Raw genomic sequence first — 19,624 nt, forward strand, 5'->3', positions numbered from 1 at the left:
GGTAGGACGCGATGCGCGAGAACCCGGGGCTCAGCGTGGCGTGCGGTCATGGACGCCTCCGGTTCAAGCGCCAGTCGTACCCGGTGTAGGACAGCGGCATGCGGCCGGCGCGGAGTCGTTGTACGGCCTCGACGTCCAGCTCCAGTTCCGCCGGGTAACGCAAGAGGAACGCATTCACCCCGCCGCTGTGCGCGTCGAAGTCGCCGGCGTACCAGTCGAAGATCCTGGACACGCGCAGCTCGCCTCTGCGCCGGTCGTAGTGATTGCGGCTGCGATCGCGCAGGAATCGGCGGGTCTGATCGTCGAGCTGCTGATTCAGCCGCGTGCCCAGATACGCCTCCGGCCGAAGCGCGGGACAGCCGAGCGAAGCGCAATTGACCGCGAAATGGATGCGCGGGTCGGTGTAATCGACGGCACCGCGCAGCAGCGTGTGCTCGATGTCGTCGAGACTGCGCTGGCCGCCTAGCAGCTGCAGGACCTGCTGCTTCCACGGCGATCCGAACCATCCACCGATCTCCTTGATCGACTTCAGCTCTGGATAGCGCGTCAGTACCAGCTCGACGGTCGCGGCGTTATAGGCATTGATCAGGAACGCGTGGCGTTCGGCCTGCGGCCAGCGCCTGAACTCCGCGGTGCCCACCGACGCTACGCTCTTCAAGTACAGGCGCAACGCCTGCCGGTCGCGGCTGAAGCCCGCATAGTCGACCGCGGTCGCGGTGCCTGCCGCGTTCCACTGCACATGCATGTCCAGCAGGCGATCCCAGGCGGCATGGGAGCGATCGAACGCCGCCGGTGCGGGCGCCGCGGTCGCCACACTCGTGGCCAGCAGCAGGATGGCGATCAGGATGCGCATGCGATCAACCCCTGCGCCAGGCGAGGAAGCGCTCGGCGAGTCGCAGCAATGACTGCGGCGCATGCGCGCGCTTCCAGTTGCCGGCCACGTACTTGTTCGCCTCGCTCATGGTCGGATAGATGTGGATGGTGCCGAGCAGCTTGTTCAGGCCGAGGCCGTGCTTCATCGCCAGCACGAACTCGGTCAGCAGGTCCCCCGCGCGCGCTGCCACTATCGTCGCGCCGAGGATCCGGTCCTTGCCCGGCTGCGTGAGCACCTTGACGAAACCACAGTCGGCCGAATCCGCGATCGCACGGTCGAGATCGTCCAGGCCGTACCGGGTGACCTCTACGGCGATGCCCTGCTCCCTGGCCTCGTCCTCCGACAGACCGACGCGCGCGACCTCCGGATCGGTGAAGGTCGCCCAGGGAATCACCCGGTAGTCGACCTTGAAGCTCCAGAACGGCGCCAGCAAGGCGTTGAGCGAGGCATAACAGGCCTGGCGCGGCGACGTGGGTGAACTGGTACGGGCCGGCAACATCGCCGGCGACCAGGATGTTGGGAAAGTTGGTCCGCAGCAGCGCGTCGACCTGCACGGTGCCGCGATCGCTGATCTCTACGCCCAGCTCCTGCAAGCCGAAGCCTTCGACATTGGGCTTGCGCCCGAGCGCCAGCAGCAGCCGATCGAACGCTATCCCGATTTCCGCGCCGTCCTGCTCGCAGAACAGCACCCCGCCCTCGCCCGCGCCCTTGTGCTCGCGCTCCACCCGCAGCGCCTTGCAGCCGGTCATCACGGTGATGCCTTCCTCGACGAACCGCGCCTCGACCTCGGCCGCTGCATCAGCGTCTTCGCGCGGCAGCAAACGCGGTGCCATCTCGACCTGGGTCACCTCGCTGCCCAGTCGCCCGAACGCCTGGCTCAGCTCGCAGCCGATCGGGCCGCTGCCGAGCACCGCCAAGCGCCTGGGCAACACGCGCAGGTCCCACAGGTTGTCGGAGGTCAGGTAATCGATGCGCTCGAGCCCCGGCAGGTCCGGCACCAGCGGCTTGGCGCCGGTAGCGATGATCAGGCTGCGCGCGCTCAGGCGTTTGCCCGCGACCTCGACTTCCCATGGCGAAACGATCCGTGCGTCGCCCTGGATCACATCGACCCCGAGCGCGGTGTAGCGCTCGACCGAATCATGCGGCGCAACCTTGCGCACCACCGACTGCACCCGCTGCATGACCTCGGCGAAGTAGACCTCGGGTTCGAGCCGGTCGATGCCGTATCGCTGCGCATTGTGCGCATCGGCCATCAGTCGGGCCGTGCGCAGCAAGGCCTTGGAGGGCACGCAGCCGGTGTTGAGGCAGTCGCCACCCATGCGGTCGCGCTCGATCAGCGCCACCTTGGCCCGCGCGGTCGCGGCGATGTAGGCCGACACCAGCCCGGCCGAACCGGCACCGAGCACGATCATGTTGAAGTCGAAACGACGCGGGCGCGCATGGCTCTTATAGACGCGGCGCGCGTCCAGCCAGCGGGTGAAAAGCCGCATGAGCAGCGGCAGCAGCCCGAGCAGTGCGAACGCCCCGATCAGTCCCGGCGACAGCACGTCGCCGGGCGTCTCGATGCGCGCCAGTTGGGTGCCCGCGTACACGTACACGATCGTCCCCGGCAGCATGCCGGCCTGACTGACCAGGTAGAACAGCCTGGTCTTTAGCGCGGTCAGACCGGCCAGCAGGTTGACCAGGAAGAACGGCACCACCGGCACCAGCCGCAGCGTGAACAGGTAATAGGCGCCATCGCGTTCGATGCCGGCATCGAACGCGCGCAGGCGCTCGCCGTACTTGCGGCGCAGGCCGTCGCGCAGCACGAAGCGCGAAGCCAAAAACGCCAGCGTCGCGCCGATCGAACTGGCGAACGACGCCAGGATCGTGCCCTGCACCAGGCCGAAGATCGCGCCGGCCGCCAGGGTCAGGATCGTCGCGCCGGGCAGCGATACGCCGGTGACCAGCACGTACAACGCAAAGAACCCACCCGCGGCCAGCCACGGATTCGCTGCGGTCCAGCCCTGCAGCGCACCTTGGCGGGGCTTGAGCCCCTCCAAGCTTAATTCGGCCAGCAGCCCGCTGCGCCACAGCGCGAAGGCGACCAGTGCGAGCACGATCACGACAATCCAGCGTGAAGAAAAACGGGGCATGCGATTCCGGGTTTCAATGGCTGGGGATCTGGTCCCCTGGTGCAGTTGAAGAGTGCGCAAGGATGCAAAAGGATTCGCGGCGGCTGACTCTGTGCGCTGCGTTGAAGCGTGGTTTCGTGCCGATCGGACCCCGTCGACGACACCGCTGGCCGAACGAAAGATGCGTGTTGCGAATCCTTTTGCGCCAGACGAGTCTCCCTTTTGGTGAGGCTGGACTTCCCATTGCATCGGTCGGATCCATACCTAGACGCGGTTTGCTTGCATGGAAACTGGTGCCCGCGCTTGGCCGATCACGAAGGGACGAACCGTGCCTACCCTCCCCCGACCACAAGGATCCAACAATGAACATCGACAACAAAACCACCGCACTGGTAGTGACCGACCCCCAAAACGATTTCCTCAGCGAAGAAGGCGCCGCGTGGGGCCTGGTCGGCGACAGCGTCCGCGAAAACGACACCATCGCCAACCTCGAGGCCTTGATGTCCGCCGCGCGCGACGGCGGCTACAAGACCTTCGTATCCCCGCACTACTACTATCCGGCCGACAAGCAATGGCAGTTCGGCGGCACGCTCGAACGCAAGATGCACGAGATCGGCATGTTCACCCGCAGCGGTCCACTGGACCTTGCCGGACTCGACGGATCCGGGGCCGACTGGCTGTCGCGGCTCAAGCCGCTGCTGACCGACAGCAATACCATCGTGGTCAGCCCGCACAAGGTCTACGGCCCCCAGAACAACGACCTGGCGTTGCAGTTGCGCAAACACGGGATCGGCAAGGTCGTGCTGGCCGGAATGTCGGCGAACCTGTGCGTCGAGTCGCACATGCGCGATCTGGTCGAACAGGGATTCGAAGTCTTTGTGGTCAAAGACGCCACCGCGGCCGCACGCGATCCGAAGCTGGGTGACGGCTACCAAGCCGCCGTGGTCAACTTCAACTTCATCGCAAGCAAAGTGCTGACCACCGCGGAGGCCGTAGAGGCGCTGCATTGAACGGCACGGCTCGTCGCTGGGCCTGCCGGGAAACGGCCTCACCCCATCCGATGCAGGGATCGTCTCTGGGTTGGTCCTGCGATTTGCGCCGCGAGTACCCGGTTCGGCCCGCGCAATCCGCTCGGGCGGGACTGGAAGTTCCGCACAACTAATTCGACGCCCGCGCGCCATGGCAACCATCGTCCGGCACCCTGTATCCCGTCGGCGCGGTTCACGAAACCATCGACATCACAGGAATCGACCAATGACTGCAACCGAGCCCCGTCCACCCGCCCACTACACCGACCTGCGCGCGCTGTTCCTCAACTGCACGCTCAAGCGCAGCGGCGAGGACTCGCACACGGAAGGATTGATGCAGGTCGCGGCCGGCGTGATGCGGGCCAATGGCGTGCAGGTGGACATCGTGCGCCCCGTCGATCTGGACCTGCCGCCGGGCGTGCAGCCGGACATGACCGAACACGGTTTCGACCGCGACGACTGGCCGGGGTTGTGCAAGCAGGTGATGGCGGCGGACATCCTGGTGCTGGGCACGCCGATCTGGCTGGGTGAAGAGAGTTCGGTGTGCCGGCGCGTGATCGAGCGGCTGTATGCCGAGTCCGGCAAGCTCAGCGAGGCGGGCCAGTACATCTACTACGGCCGGGTCGGCGGCTGCGTCGTCACCGGCAACGAGGATGGCGTCAAGCATTGCGCCATGAGCGCGCTGTACGCATTGCAGCACCTCGGCTACACGATCCCGCCCCAGGCCGACGCCGGCTGGATCGGCGAAGCCGGCCCCGGACCGTCCTACGGCGACGACAGCATCGGCTACGACAACGACTTCACCCAGCGCAACACCACGTTCATGGCCTGGAACTTGATGCACCTGGCGCGACTGCTGAAGGATGCCGGCGGCGTGCCGGCGCACGGCAACCAGCGCAGTGCCTGGGACGCCGGCTGCCGTTTCGATCACCCCAACCCGGAATACCGCTGAACGCGCCGGGCAGAACACGCTGCTGGCTCGCTCGCGCGCGCCAGGCATGGCGCGCGTGAGTGCTGCGGGCAGCTGTGTAGACTGCAGTTTCCAGGCCATGAGATGCCGGCATCTGTCGCGACGGCTCCCCGCCGCCACCGGAGCCGGGGCCGAAATTGGTAGCCGCAGCCTGATGCAAGTCGATACCGACACCGTGAATGCCGCCAAGGCGGGGGACGTCCGCGCGCTCAACGACCTGCTCGCCAGTTCGCGCCAGGACCTGCGCCGCTACGCCGAGTACCACTGCGTCATCAACGATGTCGAGGACGCGGTGCAGGAGACGCTGTTTGCGGCGTCGCGTCGGCTGGTCGACCTGCGCCGCACCGAAACGTTCGCTTCCTGGCTGTTCCGCATCGTCAAGCGCGAGTGCAACCGGATGCGCCGCGGCTGGCGCCTGCTGACCAATCAGGACATTGACGAAACCATCCAGCCGGCGATGACCCCCGAGCCGCTGGAGCTGCGCATCGAGATCAGCCGCGCCATGGCGGTGCTGCCACTGCACTATCGGACCATCCTGCTGATGCGCGATGTCGACGGGCTGACGCTCAACGAGACCGCCGCGCAACTCGGGCTCGAACTTGCAGCGACCAAATCGCGCCTGCACCGAGCGCGGGTGCTGATGCGGGAGCTGCTCGCGCGAGGCGAGCGCGCCGACCGTTAGACCGCTGTACACGCCAGCCGCGGCCACATGCCGGACCAGAACCATCACTGCACTTCCCGCATGGAACAGGCTGGCGCCGCTACCGGATTTTGCCGCAGCGCTTGGAGCAGCGGGCAGCGTGGGCTGAAAAGCAGGGGCAGGTCAGAGTCAGCCGCCTACAAGTGGGGTCAGCGGCGGTGTTGCTGTAGACCCAAGCGGTAATCCGCCAGGCAGGTAGGCGCTGATAGGCGGCTTGACTCCGTAGTAGGGTACGGGGTGCATCATGGCCTCGCGTCCTTCAAGGCCATCGTTCATATGTCCACGCTCACCATCGGCAAAGTCGCCCAGCGGGCCGGCGTCGGCGTCGAGACCGTCCGCTTCTATATCCGTGAGGGACTGGTCCCGGAAACGCCTCGTCATGGCTTCGGCTTTCGCGAGTACCCGCCCGACACCGTGGCCCGGCTGCAGTTCATCCAGCGCGCCAAGCGTCTCGGTTTTTCGCTCAAGGAAGTCCGCGAATTGCTCGACCTGCGGGTGAGTCCCGAGGTCACGTGCGCCGATGTACGCAGCCACGCCACGGCCAAGGTGGCCGATATCGAGGAGCGCATTCGCGACCTCCAGCGCATGCGCAAGGCCCTCCGCTCGCTGGTGGAAACCTGCCAGGGCAGCGGACCGGTATCGGACTGCCCGATCCTCGACCATCTCACCCGGGCGGGCGGCTCATGAGCGGCGTCGATTTCATCTACGACCCCGGTTGCCCGAACGTGGCGCAGGCACGGGCGAATTTGCGGGCTGCGTTTGCCGAGCTGGGTGCCGAGCCCGAATGGCTTGAATGGGATACCACCGATCCGGCCACCCCTGACGAGTTTCGCAGCCTGCCGTCGCCGGCCATATGGGTGGACGGCCGCGACGTCGACCCAAGCATGCCGTCCGCCTCGGGGTATGGCTGCCGGATCTATGTCGAGGGCGACGCGTCCAGCGGCGTGCCTTCGGTGGCACTGCTGGTGCAGGCCCTGGGCAATGCCAAAAACATCAACGTGATGCCGACGCCGGCGTCGCCCTCGGGCGGCGGCCGATGGAGGCGTGCACTGGCGGTGTTGCCCAGTCTGGGCGTTGCGACGGTCCCGGTAGGTTTATGCCCCGTGTGTTTCGCCGGTTATCTCGGTGTGTTCAGTGCCGTTGGACTGGGATTCCTGCTGGAGCGGCGCTATCTGCTGCCACTGGCGGCGATGGCGTTGCTCCTGGCTCTGGCGTCGCTGGCGTGGCGCGCGCCAGCGCGATGGGGCTACGGGCCGCTGGCCGTGGGTGCGGCAGGAGCGCTCCTGCTCTGGCTCGGTCAGTTCGTGCTCGGCAATGTCGTCGCGATCGTGCTGGGCGCCGTCGCACTCGGGGTCGCCGCCGCATGGAACGTCTGGCCACGCCGGGACCCGGCGCGGGCGTGCAGCGCTTGCGCGCCGCGCACGCGCGGCCCGTCTTCACGATCCCCTTCCTGAGAGAGCGTCATGTCGACATCAAGTTCGCGACACAAGCAGGGGCTGAGTGCCCTCACCCTGCTGTTCTCGCTGGGCACGCTGCTGTGCTGCGCATTGCCGCTGTTGCTGGTGGCGCTGGGGCTGGGCAGCGCCGTCGCCGTCATGACCTCAAGCGCACCGTGGTTGGTGACATTGAGCCAGTACAAGGAATGGACGTTTGCCGGCTCTGCGCTGGTACTCGCGCTGGCGGGCTGGGCGCTCTATCGCCCCGCACGCAGTTGCCCCACCGACCCGGTCCTGGCATCGGCCTGCGCACGCGCAGACCGCTGGTCGCGGCGGGTGTGGCTGGGCTCGGTCCTGATCTGGGCGGGCGCCGGGTTCGTGGCGTTCCTGTGGCTGCCACTTCGACTGGCGCTTTCCTGAGGATGATCACGATGAAGAAAGCCGTACTCGCTGCCGCGCTCGTGCTGGCTATTGTTCCGAGGTGGGCACACGCGGAAGGCCACGGCCCGATCTTCGGCCTGGCGACCCCGACCTTGGGTCAAGGCCAGTGGAGCAGCGATACCGGCTTCATGCGCGTCGAAACACAAGCCGGCGGCGCCTGGCGCGCGCGCGAGATGCTGGGGTATGGCATCACCGAAGATCTGCAGGTGACGCTGACGGCACCGATCGGTGACCGCGATGGAGTTCCGGGCATGGCCAACACGCGTGGGGGCGCGATGATGGGCGCTCCAGACGCGGTCGAAGCCTCGATGCTCTGGCGCTTTCATCGCAACGCGCCAGCGGTCGGCGTGCGGCGCGAAAGCAGCTTGCTGGTCGGCCTCGCCGATGGCGCCGAACTGGGCGCATCGGGCATGGAAACCGGACCGACTCTGCACGCCGCCGTGGTCACCGGGTTTGCATCCCGCACCACGTATTGGTGGCTCGGGGGCGGCGTCCAGCACGACGTGGGCCGGGATCGCGTGCAACAAGGCGACCTGACGTACGCGACGGCCGTGTTCGGGTGGCGCCCGCCGGTGTTCCGCGGCGATTACCCCAAGCCCGACTGGCGCCTGTTCGTGGAAGCGGTGGCCGAGCACGCCGAACGCGACCGCATGAGCGGCATCACGATGGAGAACTCCGGCGGCACGCGCGTGCTCGCTGGACCATCGGTGCTGGGATTGTTCGGCCGATGGGGCGTATCGGCCGGCGTGCTGCTGCCGGTCGACGAGCAGCTCAACGGTCTGCAACCGGACACGGATTACCGTGGCAAGTTCGTTTTTACCCACTGGTTCTAACCTGGAGTGACACCATGAAATCGATCCTGAAACCCATCCTGATCATCGCCCTGCTGGGCGCGCCGACCGTGGCGCTCGCCCAGGGGCTGGTGCACGCGAAACAGACCATCTTCGGCATGGATTGCGCCCCCTGCGCCTACGGCATCGAGCAGGGCTTGAAGCGCCTGCCGGGCGTCGAGTCGGTCAAGGTGAGTCTCAATGACGGCTATGCCGAACTCACGCTGGCAGCGGGTTCGTCCACCTCGATGCAGCAGATCCGCGCGGTCATTCGCGACAACGGCTTCACGCCGAAGGAGGCGCGCATCGATCTGGAGGGCACATTGGCGCTGACGCCTACGCCGCAGTTGATCGCAGGCGAGACCCGCTATGCCCTGGCGCTGGACAACGCTGCAGGCGCGGCCGCGGGACAACGCGTCAAGCTGACCGGTGTGGTCGAGACCGACGTGACGCAAGTGCAGGTTGAGAAGATCGAACCGCTGCCGACGCAAGGGTAGGTCGGTTTTCCCATGGCAAGTTGCATCGAGTGCACGGCGATCTACCGCCTGTGCGCCGATGCGATTGCGCGCAACAGCCCGTTCGTCGAAGCACGCTGTGTGCTGCGCCAAGGTCTTGACTGGCGCAGCACCTACATCGACAGCGCCGCCTCGAGCACCGGTTTCGCCCATTCCGGCGTTGCCCTGAGCGTTTGGACGTCCGCAGGCCATGTGAGCCTGCCCGACCTCATTTCCGCGACCAGTACCGGGTCGCGCACCGATTGGCCGGGATCTGCTTCAACGCTGTTGTCGTAGACCTGCAGGTGCGCAAGGTGCGGCATCAGCGCGATCAGGTTCTCCAGCGACGCTGGATAACGCTGACGGATCCTGGCTTCGGCGATGTCATGTCCACCGGCCGCGACCCGGGCTTTCACCCGGGCGATGTGCAGCTCCGGCGACGACAGGCCGCAGAACCACATCATCACGTCGTGCGATCGCGCGGCGGCCTGGATCCTGCCCGGGATCGTGCGGCCACCCAATGTGGTCTCCATGGCGTGGTGGTGGCCCTGGGCGATCGCCTGGTCGAGCCGGCGCAGGCCCTCCTGCCATGCGACGGCGTTGGCCTCGCCCTGTTCGCAGGCTGTCTGCGCCCGCCACTCGCGGGCGAACGTGTCGGGATTGAACCAGTTCAAGCCCGCCTGCTCCAGCAGGTGGCCGCCGACCGAACTCTTGCCCGCGCCGTTGACACCAGCGAGCACATACAGGACGGGGCGAGCCGTCAATGGCCGGCGCCGGCCTTGACCTTGCCGCCCAGCTTGGCGGGGCCGCGCATCACCGAGCGAAGTCGATCGCCCGCGTCGGGTGCCTGCAGCGAAGCCAGGCGCTCGTCGAAGCGATGGCGGAGCTCCTCGAGGGCGGACTGCTCCCGGGATTCGGCCTTGCGCAGGGCTTGCACGAGGGCGTCGTACTCCTGGGCCGACAGGATGACCGCCTCGGGGTGGTTGTGGTTGGTGACGACCACCTTGCCAACGCGGTTGACAGCCTTCATGACGCCGCGCCAGCCGAGTGTCTTGACCTCCGAGGCCCGGGTGCGCGGCATATCTTCGACTGGTTCGAGTTTCAGGGTCGAGGCCATGGACCGCTCCGTCGTCAGGACAATGGAAATATACCCTTTTTACCCTATTTGGCCAAGGCGATCAACGAGGACAACCAGCCCCACAGCGCCGCTGCGGCGATGACCGCGGGAATCACCATCTTCGCCTTCGACGCGAACAGCACCATCAGCGCCAACGCGAACAGGATCACCGCCTCCACCCCGGTCAGGCTGATCCTGAGCAGCGCCAGCGTGGTCCCGGCGATCAGCCCGACCACACCGGCGGTGAGCCCCTCCAGGAACAGGCGGATACGCGGCTGGTGCACCAGCCGCTCCAGCGCATCATGGCCGATCAGCGTAAAGGCGAAGGCCGGCAGGAAGATGCCGACGGTCATCGCGACCGCGCCCCACGGCCCACCACCCAGATAGCCGACGAAGGTCGAGAAGATGATCAGCGGCGCCGGCAGCAGGCCCGACAACGCCAGCCCGTCGAGGAATTGCGTATTGCTCATCCACGCGCCCTGCGTGACCGCATCGCGCTGCAGGAACGGGATCACGGTGTAGGCCCCGCCGAAGGTCAGCAGACCCGCCTTCAGGCCGGACCAGAACAGTGCCAGCAGCGGTACGCCGTCGCGGCGCGCGGGCTCGGCATCGGTCACGCCGCCGCTCAGGGCTTCCAAGCCGGTCAGCCCGCCCATTGCGATGGCATAGCCGAGTATGCCGGCCACGGTCAGCGCGACCAGCGCCCACGCCAGCACCCGCAACTGCCGTTGCGCCAGCAGGTAAACCCCACCGGCGGCGGTCAGGATGATTCCGAAGTGGATGCCGGCCAGCTGCGCCGCGGTCGCGCCGATCGCGATGCCCCACAGCCAACGGTCGGTCACCACGTGCTCGCCGATGCGCACCACCGCGCGCACGATCAGCGCGGCGACCGCAACCTGCACCGCTGCGAACACCGCCGCCACACCTTGCGTCTGCAGGCCGTAACGCACGTAGGCCCACGACAGCGCGAACATCAGCACGAAGCCGGGCAGCATGAAACCGAGCCCGGCGAGAACGCCGCCCCAGCGGCCGCGCGAGCGCATGCCGAAGTACACGCACAGTTCGTGCGCCTCGGGGCCAGGTAGCACCTGATACACCGCGAGCACGCGATTGAAATGCGCACTGCTGACCCAACGCTCCTCCTCGACCAGCTCCTGCCGGATCATCGCGATCTGCGCGACCGGACCGCCCCAGGCCAGGGCGCCGAACCGCAGGAAGCGCAGGAACAGGCGCAGCCAAGGCTCGCGTGGCACCGCGCAGCCTGCGGCGTCGACGTCGGTCAGCGGTACGTCACCCGTCGGTGTGGACATGGAGCGGCTCTCCGCGGACGCTGGGTCGATCGGCGGGATCAGTGAGTCGTGTGCGCAGCGGCAATCTCGCCGGCGGCGGCCTGGGCATCCAACGCACCGCGGAACCCGCGCGCGAGCTCTGCCGCCGGCCCTTTGCCCCAGAAGTGGGTGAAGTAGAACCCGGGCTGCTCGCCCATCATGTGATTGTGCAGCGCGACCACATGCAGCCCGGCCTCGCGCAGGGCGCGCAGCACCGGCTGCACCTCGTCGGCGGTCATGATGAAGTCGCCGTCGATCGTGGCCAGCGCATCGCTGCCGCTGAATGCCGCCCAGGTCGTCAGCCCCATCGATGCGCCGATCGTCTGGCCGTGCATGCGCCCCTCGCGGCCGATCGTGATCTTGACCACGCCCTCGTTGACTGACGCGCGATGCTCCACGATCTCCGCGAGTACGTCGGCGTCGAACTCCCCGGCTACGGGTGTATCGCCACCGAAACCGGTCGCCGGTTGCGGCCGCGCCGCACGGACGGCGCGGATCGCCTCCCACACCGTTTTGACGGCGGCGGCCAGCGACTCGGCCTCGCCCTCGCCTCCGATGTGCATGAAGTAGACCTTGGGCGAGTCGTAGAAAAAATGGTTGTGCAGCGCGGTGACTTCGAGACCGTGCGCGAATGCGGCATCCATCGCCGCATCGACCTCGTCCTGGAACACCACCGTGTCGCCCATGACCATCGCCCTGGTATCGGTCGCGGTGAACGCCGCCCACGAGCCCAGGCCGGCCGCCGGCGGCAGCGGCATTCCGTCGACGGTGACCTCGACATCGTGGCGGCTCCAGCCGATCCGCACCACGCCATCGTCGGCGACGGTCGGTTTGGCGCCGCTCGCCTCGGCGACGACTTGCGGATCTATGGGCCCCTTAGCGAATGCAGGCGCCGCCCCCACGACCCAGGCCAGCATCGCAGCCACGGAAATCACGGAGCGGAATGGACGGCAGTTCATGGCAGATCTCCTATCGAGTGGGGAGGATGGCGTTTGCCGGCGCGGGCGTCCGCGGCTTCGGGCAGCGACAAACGCGGCGGTTGCGCCTGGACCGCTTGCGTCAGTGAATTTGGCTGGAGTGGATCTCGGCCTGCAGAAGATGTTGTCCGAGAGGGCAAAGAAAAGTAGCTTTGTCCAGAAGTTAGCTCACTTTTGCGCAGCTTTTTTTACACGAGTCCATGCCGACCCTCGTACCCGAAAGGCGGACGCACGGGCACCGCCTTGCGGCATTGCCGCCCTGGGGCCGGGAAAGGCCATCCGGGCAAACCCGCTCAGCCGGGTACACCGCTCCCATCGTCGCCACCGTCATCGGGTACGCGGTGCTTGGCGCCGCGGGCGCTGCGCAGGCGGTCGAGCTTTTCCTTCAGCTTGAGCTCCATGCCCCGCTCCACCGGCCGGTAGTACAGGCGCTCGCCCATTGCGTCCGGGAAGCCGGTCTGCTCCAGCGCGACGCCGTCCTCGCGGTCGTGGTCGTACTGGTAGCCCTTGGCGTAGCCCAGTTCCTTCATCAGTTTGGTCGGCGCGTTGCGCAGGTGCAGCGGCACGTCCTGGGTGCCGAGCTCGCGCACGTCGCGCCGCGCCGCGTTGAAGGCGGCGTAGGCGGCGTTCGACTTGGCCGTGCTCGCCAGGTAGATCACCAGCTGTGCCAGCGCGAGCTCGCCCTCGGGACTGCCGAGCCGGTTGAACGTGTCCCAGGCGGTGATCGCCATCTGCAGTGCGCGCGGATCGGCCAGGCCGATGTCCTCCACCGCCATCCGCGCCAGCCGCCGCGCGAGGTAATTGGGGTCGGCGCCGCCATCGAGCATCCGGGTCAGCCAGTACAGCGCGGCATCGGGATTGCTGCTGCGCACGCACTTGTGCAGGGCCGAGATCTGGTCGTAGAACTGCTCGCCGCCCTTGTCGAAGCGTCGGGTGCGGTCGGCCAGCACCTGGACCAGGGTGGCGTCGGTGATCTCGCCGCCCTCCTCGCCGGCCAGCTCGGCCGCGATCTCCAGCAGGGTCAGGCCGCGGCGCACGTCGCCGTCGGCGGCGCCGGCGATCTGGCCCAGGGCCTGGTCGGAGACACGCAGTGCCGGGCTGCCCTCGCCCCCGCCGAGACCGCGCTCCGGGTCGTCCAAAGCATGCCGCAGTGTGAGGGTGATGTCATCGGCTGACACCGCCTCCATCACGTGCACGCGGCAACGCGACAGCAGTGCGGAGTTGAGCTCGAACGAAGGGTTCTCGGTGGTCGCGCCGACGAACAGGATCGTGCCGCGTTCGATGTGCGGCAGAAAGGCATCCTGCTGGGTCTTGTTGAAGCGGTGCACCTCGTCGACGAACAGCACCGTGCGGCGCCCCTCGGCGAACCGGTGCGCGGCTTCGGCCAAGACCTGTCGCACTTCAGGCAGGCCCGACAGCACCGCCGAGATCGCGCGGAACTCGGCATCGGTGTAGTGCGCCAGCAGCAGGGCCAGCGTGGTCTTGCCGCAGCCGGGTGGGCCCCACAGGATCATCGAGTGCACGTGGCCGGATTCGACCGCGCGACGCAGCGCAGAGCCGGGCGCCAGCAGGCGCTTCTGTCCGACCATTTCGTCGAGCGTGCGCGGGCGCATGCGCTCGGCCAGCGGGCGCATGGCCGAGCGATCCACGCTCAGCAGGTCGGTCTCATCGGGTAAGGAAGGGGGGCTGCGCCGGGCCAACGGGAGCGGCTCGCGTCGAGAGGGTCGCCCACGATAGCAATGTGCCGGGCCGTGGGCGCGGAAGACGCAGCGCCGACTCGTGCGACCCGTGGCGACCGCCGCGGTTCAGCGGCTGCGTTGGGCCGCCAGTGCGACCGGGCGGACATCCGCCCATGCCGGTGGCGTGCCAAGCTCGAGCTGCACCCGCAGCCAACGGCCGGTGTGCGGGTCGAGCAGCCCCTGCACCTGGGCTGCGGTATCGCCTTCGGCATGGAAGTCGGCGATGCCGAGGGCTTCCACGCGCAGGTAGCGGCCGACCTCCTGGTGGATGCGCACATCCTCCAGGGACAGGCTCACCGGTTGCTGGCCGAACTCCCCGCGGATGGTTCTGCGGACCTGAGCGCGCAGCTCACGTGCGATATCCGAATCCGTTGCCAGGGGCGTCGTCGCCTGCCCGTGGCCGATCCGTAGCCGCGGATGACTGACGCTGCTGCGGCGGGTGTCGTACAGGGCTTCGAATTCGAACGGGATCCATCCCTCGCCATCACTTATCTGCAGTTCCCCATGGCCATGCAGCTCCAGGTCGCGAAGGCTGGCGGAACGGACATCGAGCTTGGCCAGTCTCACGTCGACGGGCTGTCCGAATTCGCGGGTTACCGCCTCGATCATCGCGGCCGCAATCATTCCGTCGAATGGGACCTCACCGCGCGCGTGGATGCCGGCCGCGCCGCTGGCCGGCGCCCGCGCCTCCACGCCCTGCGCGCGATCCGGCGAGGCCATGTCGGAGGCGTCGGTGCGGGTCGCGAGTACGGCGGCGGCGAAACCGCAAGCGGAGAAAAGTGCGAAAGCGAGCGGGTGTCGGGGCATCAGTGTTGACTCCGTAAGGTCGCCGTGACGATGGAGAACACTGTGGAAGGTGCGGCGTGGATGGGCTGTGAGCTCGTGCGCTGCTTGATGAATGGTTCAGTAGACACGCCACTCACAATCGCTGTGGCGCCACTGCATACGTCCGGTTGCCCGTCAGCCGCCGATCACGTCGGTGCCGGCGGCAGGGGTGTAGCTGAAGGTGGATTCGTCGAACCGGGGATTACGCTGCCAGTCGCTGAAACTGATCCGGGTGTGTTGGCCGATCGCATCCACTACCTGCATCTCGACCAGGGCGCCATCGGCAAACCCCAGCCGTGCGGTGCGGAAGCTCGCCTCTTTGCCGTTCTTCGGCGCCAATGACAGCCATGCGATGCCATCGGTCGAGGTGCCCTCCTCGACCTGGAACTGCGCATCCAGGCGGGTCGGATCGATCAGCGCCGACAACGGACTGGTCTGCTCCTCGGCACCCTGCGGACGACGGGTCGCCTGCTCCAGGTCCGGATCGTGGATCCATACGGTCTCGCCATCGGCCACGATCAGTTGCGGATACGGCGTGACGTACTCCCAGCGGAACCGGTCCGGCACCGACAGCGCCACCTGTCCGCTGGAGGTCTCCTTGAGCTTGCCGTTGCGGTCGAACACGCGCTGGGTGAACTGGCCTTCCAGGCCCTTCAACCCCTGGGTGAAGGTGTTCAGGTCATCGCGCGCGCCGGCGAAGGCGCTGGTGGCGAAAAGCGCAGTCACTAGCGCGGCGTAGCGGGCGATACGGATCATCGGAAATCTCCAGTGGCGTCTGCAGGCAAGTGTGCCGCGGTGAAAATGAATGGAGACGTTCGGCGCGGCGTTGCGGACAAGCCGTGCTGCGGTTGGTTCAGGTCTTCGGGCATGGTGGAGACCCGTAGGAGCGGCTTCAGCCGCGATCCGGGAGTGACGTACTTGCGCCAAATTACGATCGCGGCTGAAGCCGCTCCTACCAAGGCGGGTGCCTGCTACTTCGGTGGCGGCGGCGCCAGCACGCTGCGGTCGCCGTTGTGCTCCTGCGGGCTGACCACGCCGGCCGCTTCCATCGCCTCGACCAGCCTGGCGGCGCGGTTGTAGCCGATCTTGAGCCGCCGCTGCACGCCGGAGATCGAGGCCCGGCGCGTTTCGGTCACGATGCGTACCGCCTCGTCGTATAGCGGATCGGACTCGTCCCCTGCCCCGCTGCTTTCCGGCAGGCCGCTGGCGCCCACCACCACGCCGTCGCCCATCGTCTGCACGTCCTCGAGCACGCCGTCGATGTACTCCGGGCCACCGCCGACCTGCTTGAGGTGCTCGACCACGCGGTGCACCTCCTCGTCGGACACGAATGCGCCGTGCACGCGCTCGGGCATCGCGGTGCCCGGCGGCAGGTACAGCATGTCGCCATGGCCGAGCAGGGTCTCGGCGCCGGATTGGTCCAGGATCGTGCGCGAGTCGATCTTGCTCGATACCTGAAACGCGATGCGGGTCGGGATGTTGGCCTTGATCAGGCCGGTGATCACGTCGACCGACGGCCGCTGGGTCGCGAGGATCAGGTGAATGCCGGCCGCGCGCGCCTTCTGTGCAAGACGCGCGATGAGCTCCTCGACCTTCTTGCCGACGATCATCATCATGTCGGCGAATTCGTCGATGAAGATCACGATGAACGGCAGTTCTTCCAGCGGCATCGGCGCCTCGCCGAGTTCCGCATTGGGTTTGAACAGCGGGTCCATCATCGGCTGGCCGGCATCGCGCGCGTCGCGGACCTTCTTGTTGAAGCCGGCAAGGTTGCGCACCCCGACCGTCGACATCAGCTTGTAGCGGCGCTCCATCTCGGCCACGCACCAGCGCAGGCCATTGGCGGCCTCCTTCATGTCGGTGACCACCGGCGCCAGCAGGTGCGGGATGCCTTCGTAGACGCTGAGTTCCAGCATCTTCGGGTCGATCATCAGCATCTTGAGCTGCTTGGACGACGCCTTGTACAGCAGGCTCAGCACCATCGCGTTGACCGCGACCGACTTGCCCGAACCGGTGGTGCCGGCGACCAGCAGGTGCGGCATGCGCGACAGGTCGGCCACCGTCGGCCGTCCGGAGATGTCCTTGCCCAACGCGAGCGTCAGCGGGCTGCCGGACTTGTCGTACTCCTTGGAGCGCAGCAGCTCGGAGAGGTAGATCATCTCGCGGCTGGTGTTGGGCGTTTCCAGCCCGATCACCGACTTGCCGGGGATCACGTCGACCACGCGCACCGATTTCACCGACAGGCCGCGCGCGATGTCCTTGTCGAGCGAGCTGATCTGGCTGACCTTGACCCCCGGCGCCGGCTGCACCTCGAAACGGGTGATGACCGGCCCCGGGTAGGCGCCGACCACCTCGGCGTCGATCCGGAAATCCTTGAGCTTGAATTCGATCTGCCGCGAGAGCGTTTCCAGCGTCTCGGCGCTGTAGCCCTTGGGCTGCGGCTTGGGATCGTCGAGCAGGGCCAGCGGAGGGATGCCGCTGCCATCGCCGACGTGGAACAGCGGGATCTGCTGCTCGCGCTTGGCCCGGTCGCTCTTCTCGACCGCCGTCGGCGCCGGTGGCTCGATCTTCACCGGCGCGCGCTTGGCCCGCAGCTCGGTATCGACCTTGCGCACCTCCTCGCGCTCGCCGCGGAAGGCGCGCGCCTGCTGCCACTGGCTGGCCTGCTTGCTGCCGCGACGGAACAGCTTGCTCATCGAGGGGCCGAGCGCGAGCACGCCCTGCCCGATCCGGTCCATCACCGCCAGCCATGACAGGCCGGTGGCCAGCGTCACCGACACCAGCAGCAAGGCCAGCAGGAACAGATTGCCTCCGAGCACACCAAAGCCCTGGCGCAACGAGTTGCCGATCAACTGGCCGAGGATGCCGCCGGCACCGGCGGAAAAATGCAGCGACGGATCCAGCCGCAGTTGCAGCAGCCCGGTGGTCGCGACCAGGAATCCCACGATCCCGACCAGCCGCAGCGCCGGCCCGAGCTCGGCGTTGTCATCGCCATCGACATCCTGGCCGAACAGCGCGATCCAGGCGATCAGCCCCAGCATCACCGGCAACAGGAACGCGACATAGCCGGTCAGGTGCAGCAGCACGTCGGCGATCCACGCACCGACCCGGCCACCGGCATTGTTCAAGGGCCCGGTGACGCTGCCTGAACTGGTCCAGGCCGGATCGCTGGGCGAAAACGTCACCAGGCTGACCAGCAGGTACAGCAGGAACGGAGCGATCGCGATCAAGGTGATATCGCGCATCAACCGCTGGCGCCCCGGCGACGGCGCGCGTCGCTGGGACTCCACACCCGTGATTTTCTTGCGGCTTGCTGCGGACGCCACCGTGATGTTCTGCCTTAGCTGGGTTCCGTTAGTGGTTGAATATACGTCAAAAACCGGGACCCGGGACTCGGGACCCGGCGAGGATAACAATGTCATCCCGAGCGCAGCGAGGGATCTGCTGTTCCGCCTTGCTCCTGACAAAAGCAGCAGGTCCCTCGCCCAACTCGGAACCACAGCAGTTGTTACCCGGGCCCCCGGTCCCGGCCTTTAAAGCTTCATCCCGTGCAACGCAGGATGCACCAACGCGCCGTTCTCGACATTGATGCCGCGCACAAGTGCTGCGTTGTCGCGCCAGTTGGCGCCGGAGGCCAGTTTGCTGACCCACGGCAGGATCGCGGCGCAGATCGCCTGCGAACTGGTCTGCGGGACCGCGCCGGGCATGTTGGTCACGCAGAAGTGGGTGACGCCCTCCTCGACGTAGGTCGGTTCCTTCCAGGTGGTCGGGCGCGAGGTCTCGAAGCAGCCGCCCTGGTCGATCGAGATGTCGGCCACCACGCTGCCGTCCTCCATGCCCTTGAGCATCTCGCGGGTGAGCACGTGGGGCGCGCGCGCGCCGGTCACGAGCACGGCGCCGACCACCAGGTCGGCATTGGCGACCTCGCGCATGACCACGTCCTGGTACGGGTAGAGCGCGGTGACGTTGTGGCCCAGCCGCATCATTTCGTCCATGCGGTCGGCGCGCATCTCGAACACCACCACGTTGGAACCGGCTGCCGCGGCAAGCGCCGCCGCGGCGCCACCGGCCTGGCCGGCGCCGAACACCACCACTTTGCCGCGCTCGGTCGAAGGCAGGCCGCCGAGCAGCTTGCCCTTGCCGCCGTGCGGCTGGTGCAGCAGCGTGGTGCCGACCTGGGTGGCGATCTTGCCGGCGATGATCGACATCGGCGCCAGCAGCGGCAGGTCACCGTTGGGCAGCTCGACGGTCTCGAACGCAATGCCGGTCAGGCCGATCTCCAGCAGGCGCCGGGTCAGGGCCGGCTCGGCGGCCAGGTGCAGGTAGCAGAACAGCAGGTGGTCCTTGCGCAGGTGCGCCAGGTCGCCCTCGATCGGCTCCTTGACCTTCACGATCAACTGGCCCTTGTCGTACAGCGAGGCGGCGTCGGGTGCGATGTTCACGCCCAGCCGGGTGTACTGCTCGTCGCTGAAGCCGCTCTTGATGCCGGCATCCTTCTCCAGCCAGACCTCGTGGCCACGGTTGACCAGGTCACCGGCGGCGGCCGGAACGAGTGCGACGCGCCCTTCGAGGGTCTTGGTTTCCTTCGGTACACCGATACGCATTGCCGTGTTCTCCAGTGCGGCTCAGAAAAAACGCCGCGGGCGCGGCGGGGTGACTGGCCAGGATGTGCTTGTCGTCGAGGGGGCTGCAGGTTGGTTGTCAGGTCGGGCGCCCTGGTCGGGTGCCCGGTTGAGTATTTCGATAGGCTG

At 67.1% G+C, this 19,624-nt stretch carries 19 protein-coding genes and 1 pseudogene; 8 read left to right on the top strand and 12 right to left on the bottom strand.

Annotated features, from left to right (window positions below):
* Positions 1-46: 46 nt before the first annotated feature.
* The 3 genes and pseudogenes from ACJQWM_RS07815 to ACJQWM_RS07825 form a co-directional block, all read right to left on the bottom strand.
* The gene (locus tag ACJQWM_RS07815) at positions 47-853 is read right to left on the bottom strand and encodes a DUF547 domain-containing protein (RefSeq protein ID WP_332702185.1); all 807 of its coding nucleotides are present in this window, start codon (positions 851-853) and stop codon (positions 47-49) included.
* A 4-nt stretch (positions 854-857) separates the two neighbouring features.
* Entirely contained in the window at positions 858-1,373 is a 516-nt protein-coding gene (locus ACJQWM_RS07820) for an oxidoreductase dimerization domain-containing protein (protein WP_332702404.1), read from the bottom strand.
* 22 nt (positions 1,374-1,395) lie between these two features.
* A pseudogene (locus ACJQWM_RS07825) lies at positions 1,396-3,237 on the bottom strand (dihydrolipoyl dehydrogenase family protein); the annotation flags it as partial.
* Between the two features lie 113 nt (positions 3,238-3,350).
* Between ACJQWM_RS07825 and ACJQWM_RS07830 the strand changes: the two are divergent.
* From ACJQWM_RS07830 to ACJQWM_RS07865, 8 genes are all read left to right on the top strand, one after another.
* Positions 3,351-3,998 carry a cysteine hydrolase family protein gene (locus ACJQWM_RS07830; RefSeq protein WP_332702187.1) on the top strand — a complete coding sequence of 216 codons (648 nt, stop codon included), beginning with the start codon at positions 3,351-3,353 and terminating at the stop codon, positions 3,996-3,998.
* A gap of 244 nt (positions 3,999-4,242) precedes the next feature.
* Complete coding sequence (locus ACJQWM_RS07835; protein WP_332702189.1) at positions 4,243-4,968, top strand: flavodoxin family protein; 726 nt, start codon at positions 4,243-4,245, stop codon at positions 4,966-4,968.
* A gap of 172 nt (positions 4,969-5,140) precedes the next feature.
* Positions 5,141-5,668, top strand: coding sequence for an RNA polymerase sigma factor (locus ACJQWM_RS07840; RefSeq protein WP_332702191.1), 528 nt, complete (start codon positions 5,141-5,143; stop codon positions 5,666-5,668).
* 294 nt (positions 5,669-5,962) lie between these two features.
* Positions 5,963-6,373: a MerR family DNA-binding protein gene (locus ACJQWM_RS07845; protein ID WP_332702193.1), complete on the top strand. Its 411-nt coding sequence runs from the start codon at positions 5,963-5,965 to the stop codon at positions 6,371-6,373.
* Positions 6,370-7,140, top strand: a complete 771-nt coding sequence (locus ACJQWM_RS07850) for a thioredoxin domain-containing protein (RefSeq protein ID WP_332702195.1) — start codon at positions 6,370-6,372, stop codon at positions 7,138-7,140. The genes ACJQWM_RS07845 and ACJQWM_RS07850 overlap by 4 nt, the downstream gene beginning before the upstream one ends.
* Positions 7,141-7,149: 9 nt before the next feature.
* The gene (locus tag ACJQWM_RS07855) at positions 7,150-7,542 is read left to right on the top strand and encodes a hypothetical protein (RefSeq protein WP_332702197.1); all 393 of its coding nucleotides are present in this window, start codon (positions 7,150-7,152) and stop codon (positions 7,540-7,542) included.
* Between the two features lie 11 nt (positions 7,543-7,553).
* On the top strand, positions 7,554-8,396 hold the full coding sequence (locus ACJQWM_RS07860; RefSeq protein ID WP_332702199.1) for a hypothetical protein: 843 nt from the start codon (positions 7,554-7,556) through the stop codon (positions 8,394-8,396).
* 14 nt (positions 8,397-8,410) lie between these two features.
* Positions 8,411-8,890: a heavy-metal-associated domain-containing protein gene (locus ACJQWM_RS07865; RefSeq protein WP_332702201.1), complete on the top strand. Its 480-nt coding sequence runs from the start codon at positions 8,411-8,413 to the stop codon at positions 8,888-8,890.
* A 131-nt stretch (positions 8,891-9,021) separates the two neighbouring features.
* Here the strand turns inward: ACJQWM_RS07865 and ACJQWM_RS07870 are convergent, their stop codons facing one another.
* The 9 genes from ACJQWM_RS07870 to ACJQWM_RS07910 all read right to left on the bottom strand — a co-directional run bounded on the left by ACJQWM_RS07870 (position 9,022) and on the right by ACJQWM_RS07910 (position 19,477).
* Entirely contained in the window at positions 9,022-9,627 is a 606-nt protein-coding gene (locus ACJQWM_RS07870) for an ATPase (RefSeq protein WP_411306755.1), read from the bottom strand.
* A gap of 20 nt (positions 9,628-9,647) precedes the next feature.
* On the bottom strand, positions 9,648-10,004 hold the full coding sequence (locus ACJQWM_RS07875) for a type II toxin-antitoxin system prevent-host-death family antitoxin (RefSeq protein ID WP_332702205.1): 357 nt from the start codon (positions 10,002-10,004) through the stop codon (positions 9,648-9,650).
* Positions 10,005-10,048: 44 nt separating this feature from the next.
* Positions 10,049-11,314, bottom strand: coding sequence for a chromate efflux transporter (chrA, locus tag ACJQWM_RS07880; protein WP_332702207.1), 1,266 nt, complete (start codon positions 11,312-11,314; stop codon positions 10,049-10,051).
* A gap of 38 nt (positions 11,315-11,352) precedes the next feature.
* A complete protein-coding gene (locus tag ACJQWM_RS07885) occupies positions 11,353-12,291 on the bottom strand; it encodes a DUF1259 domain-containing protein (protein WP_332702209.1) in 939 nt (312 codons plus the stop codon).
* A 311-nt stretch (positions 12,292-12,602) separates the two neighbouring features.
* A complete protein-coding gene (locus tag ACJQWM_RS07890) occupies positions 12,603-13,943 on the bottom strand; it encodes a replication-associated recombination protein A (RefSeq protein WP_332702211.1) in 1,341 nt (446 codons plus the stop codon).
* A 171-nt stretch (positions 13,944-14,114) separates the two neighbouring features.
* Positions 14,115-14,855 (bottom strand): hypothetical protein, encoded by a 741-nt coding sequence (locus ACJQWM_RS07895; protein ID WP_411306756.1) that lies wholly within the window; start codon positions 14,853-14,855, stop codon positions 14,115-14,117.
* 153 nt (positions 14,856-15,008) lie between these two features.
* Positions 15,009-15,629: an outer membrane lipoprotein periplasmic chaperone LolA gene (lolA, locus tag ACJQWM_RS07900; RefSeq protein ID WP_332702215.1), complete on the bottom strand. Its 621-nt coding sequence runs from the start codon at positions 15,627-15,629 to the stop codon at positions 15,009-15,011.
* A gap of 215 nt (positions 15,630-15,844) precedes the next feature.
* The gene (locus ACJQWM_RS07905; protein WP_411306760.1) at positions 15,845-18,172 is read right to left on the bottom strand and encodes a DNA translocase FtsK; all 2,328 of its coding nucleotides are present in this window, start codon (positions 18,170-18,172) and stop codon (positions 15,845-15,847) included.
* Between the two features lie 234 nt (positions 18,173-18,406).
* Positions 18,407-19,477, bottom strand: a complete 1,071-nt coding sequence (locus ACJQWM_RS07910) for an alanine dehydrogenase (protein ID WP_332702219.1) — start codon at positions 19,475-19,477, stop codon at positions 18,407-18,409.
* Positions 19,478-19,624: the final 147 nt, after the last annotated feature.

Origin of the sequence: Novilysobacter longmucuonensis (assembly GCF_046600735.1) — a bacterium.
Classification (GTDB): domain Bacteria; phylum Pseudomonadota; class Gammaproteobacteria; order Xanthomonadales; family Xanthomonadaceae; genus Novilysobacter_A; species Novilysobacter_A longmucuonensis.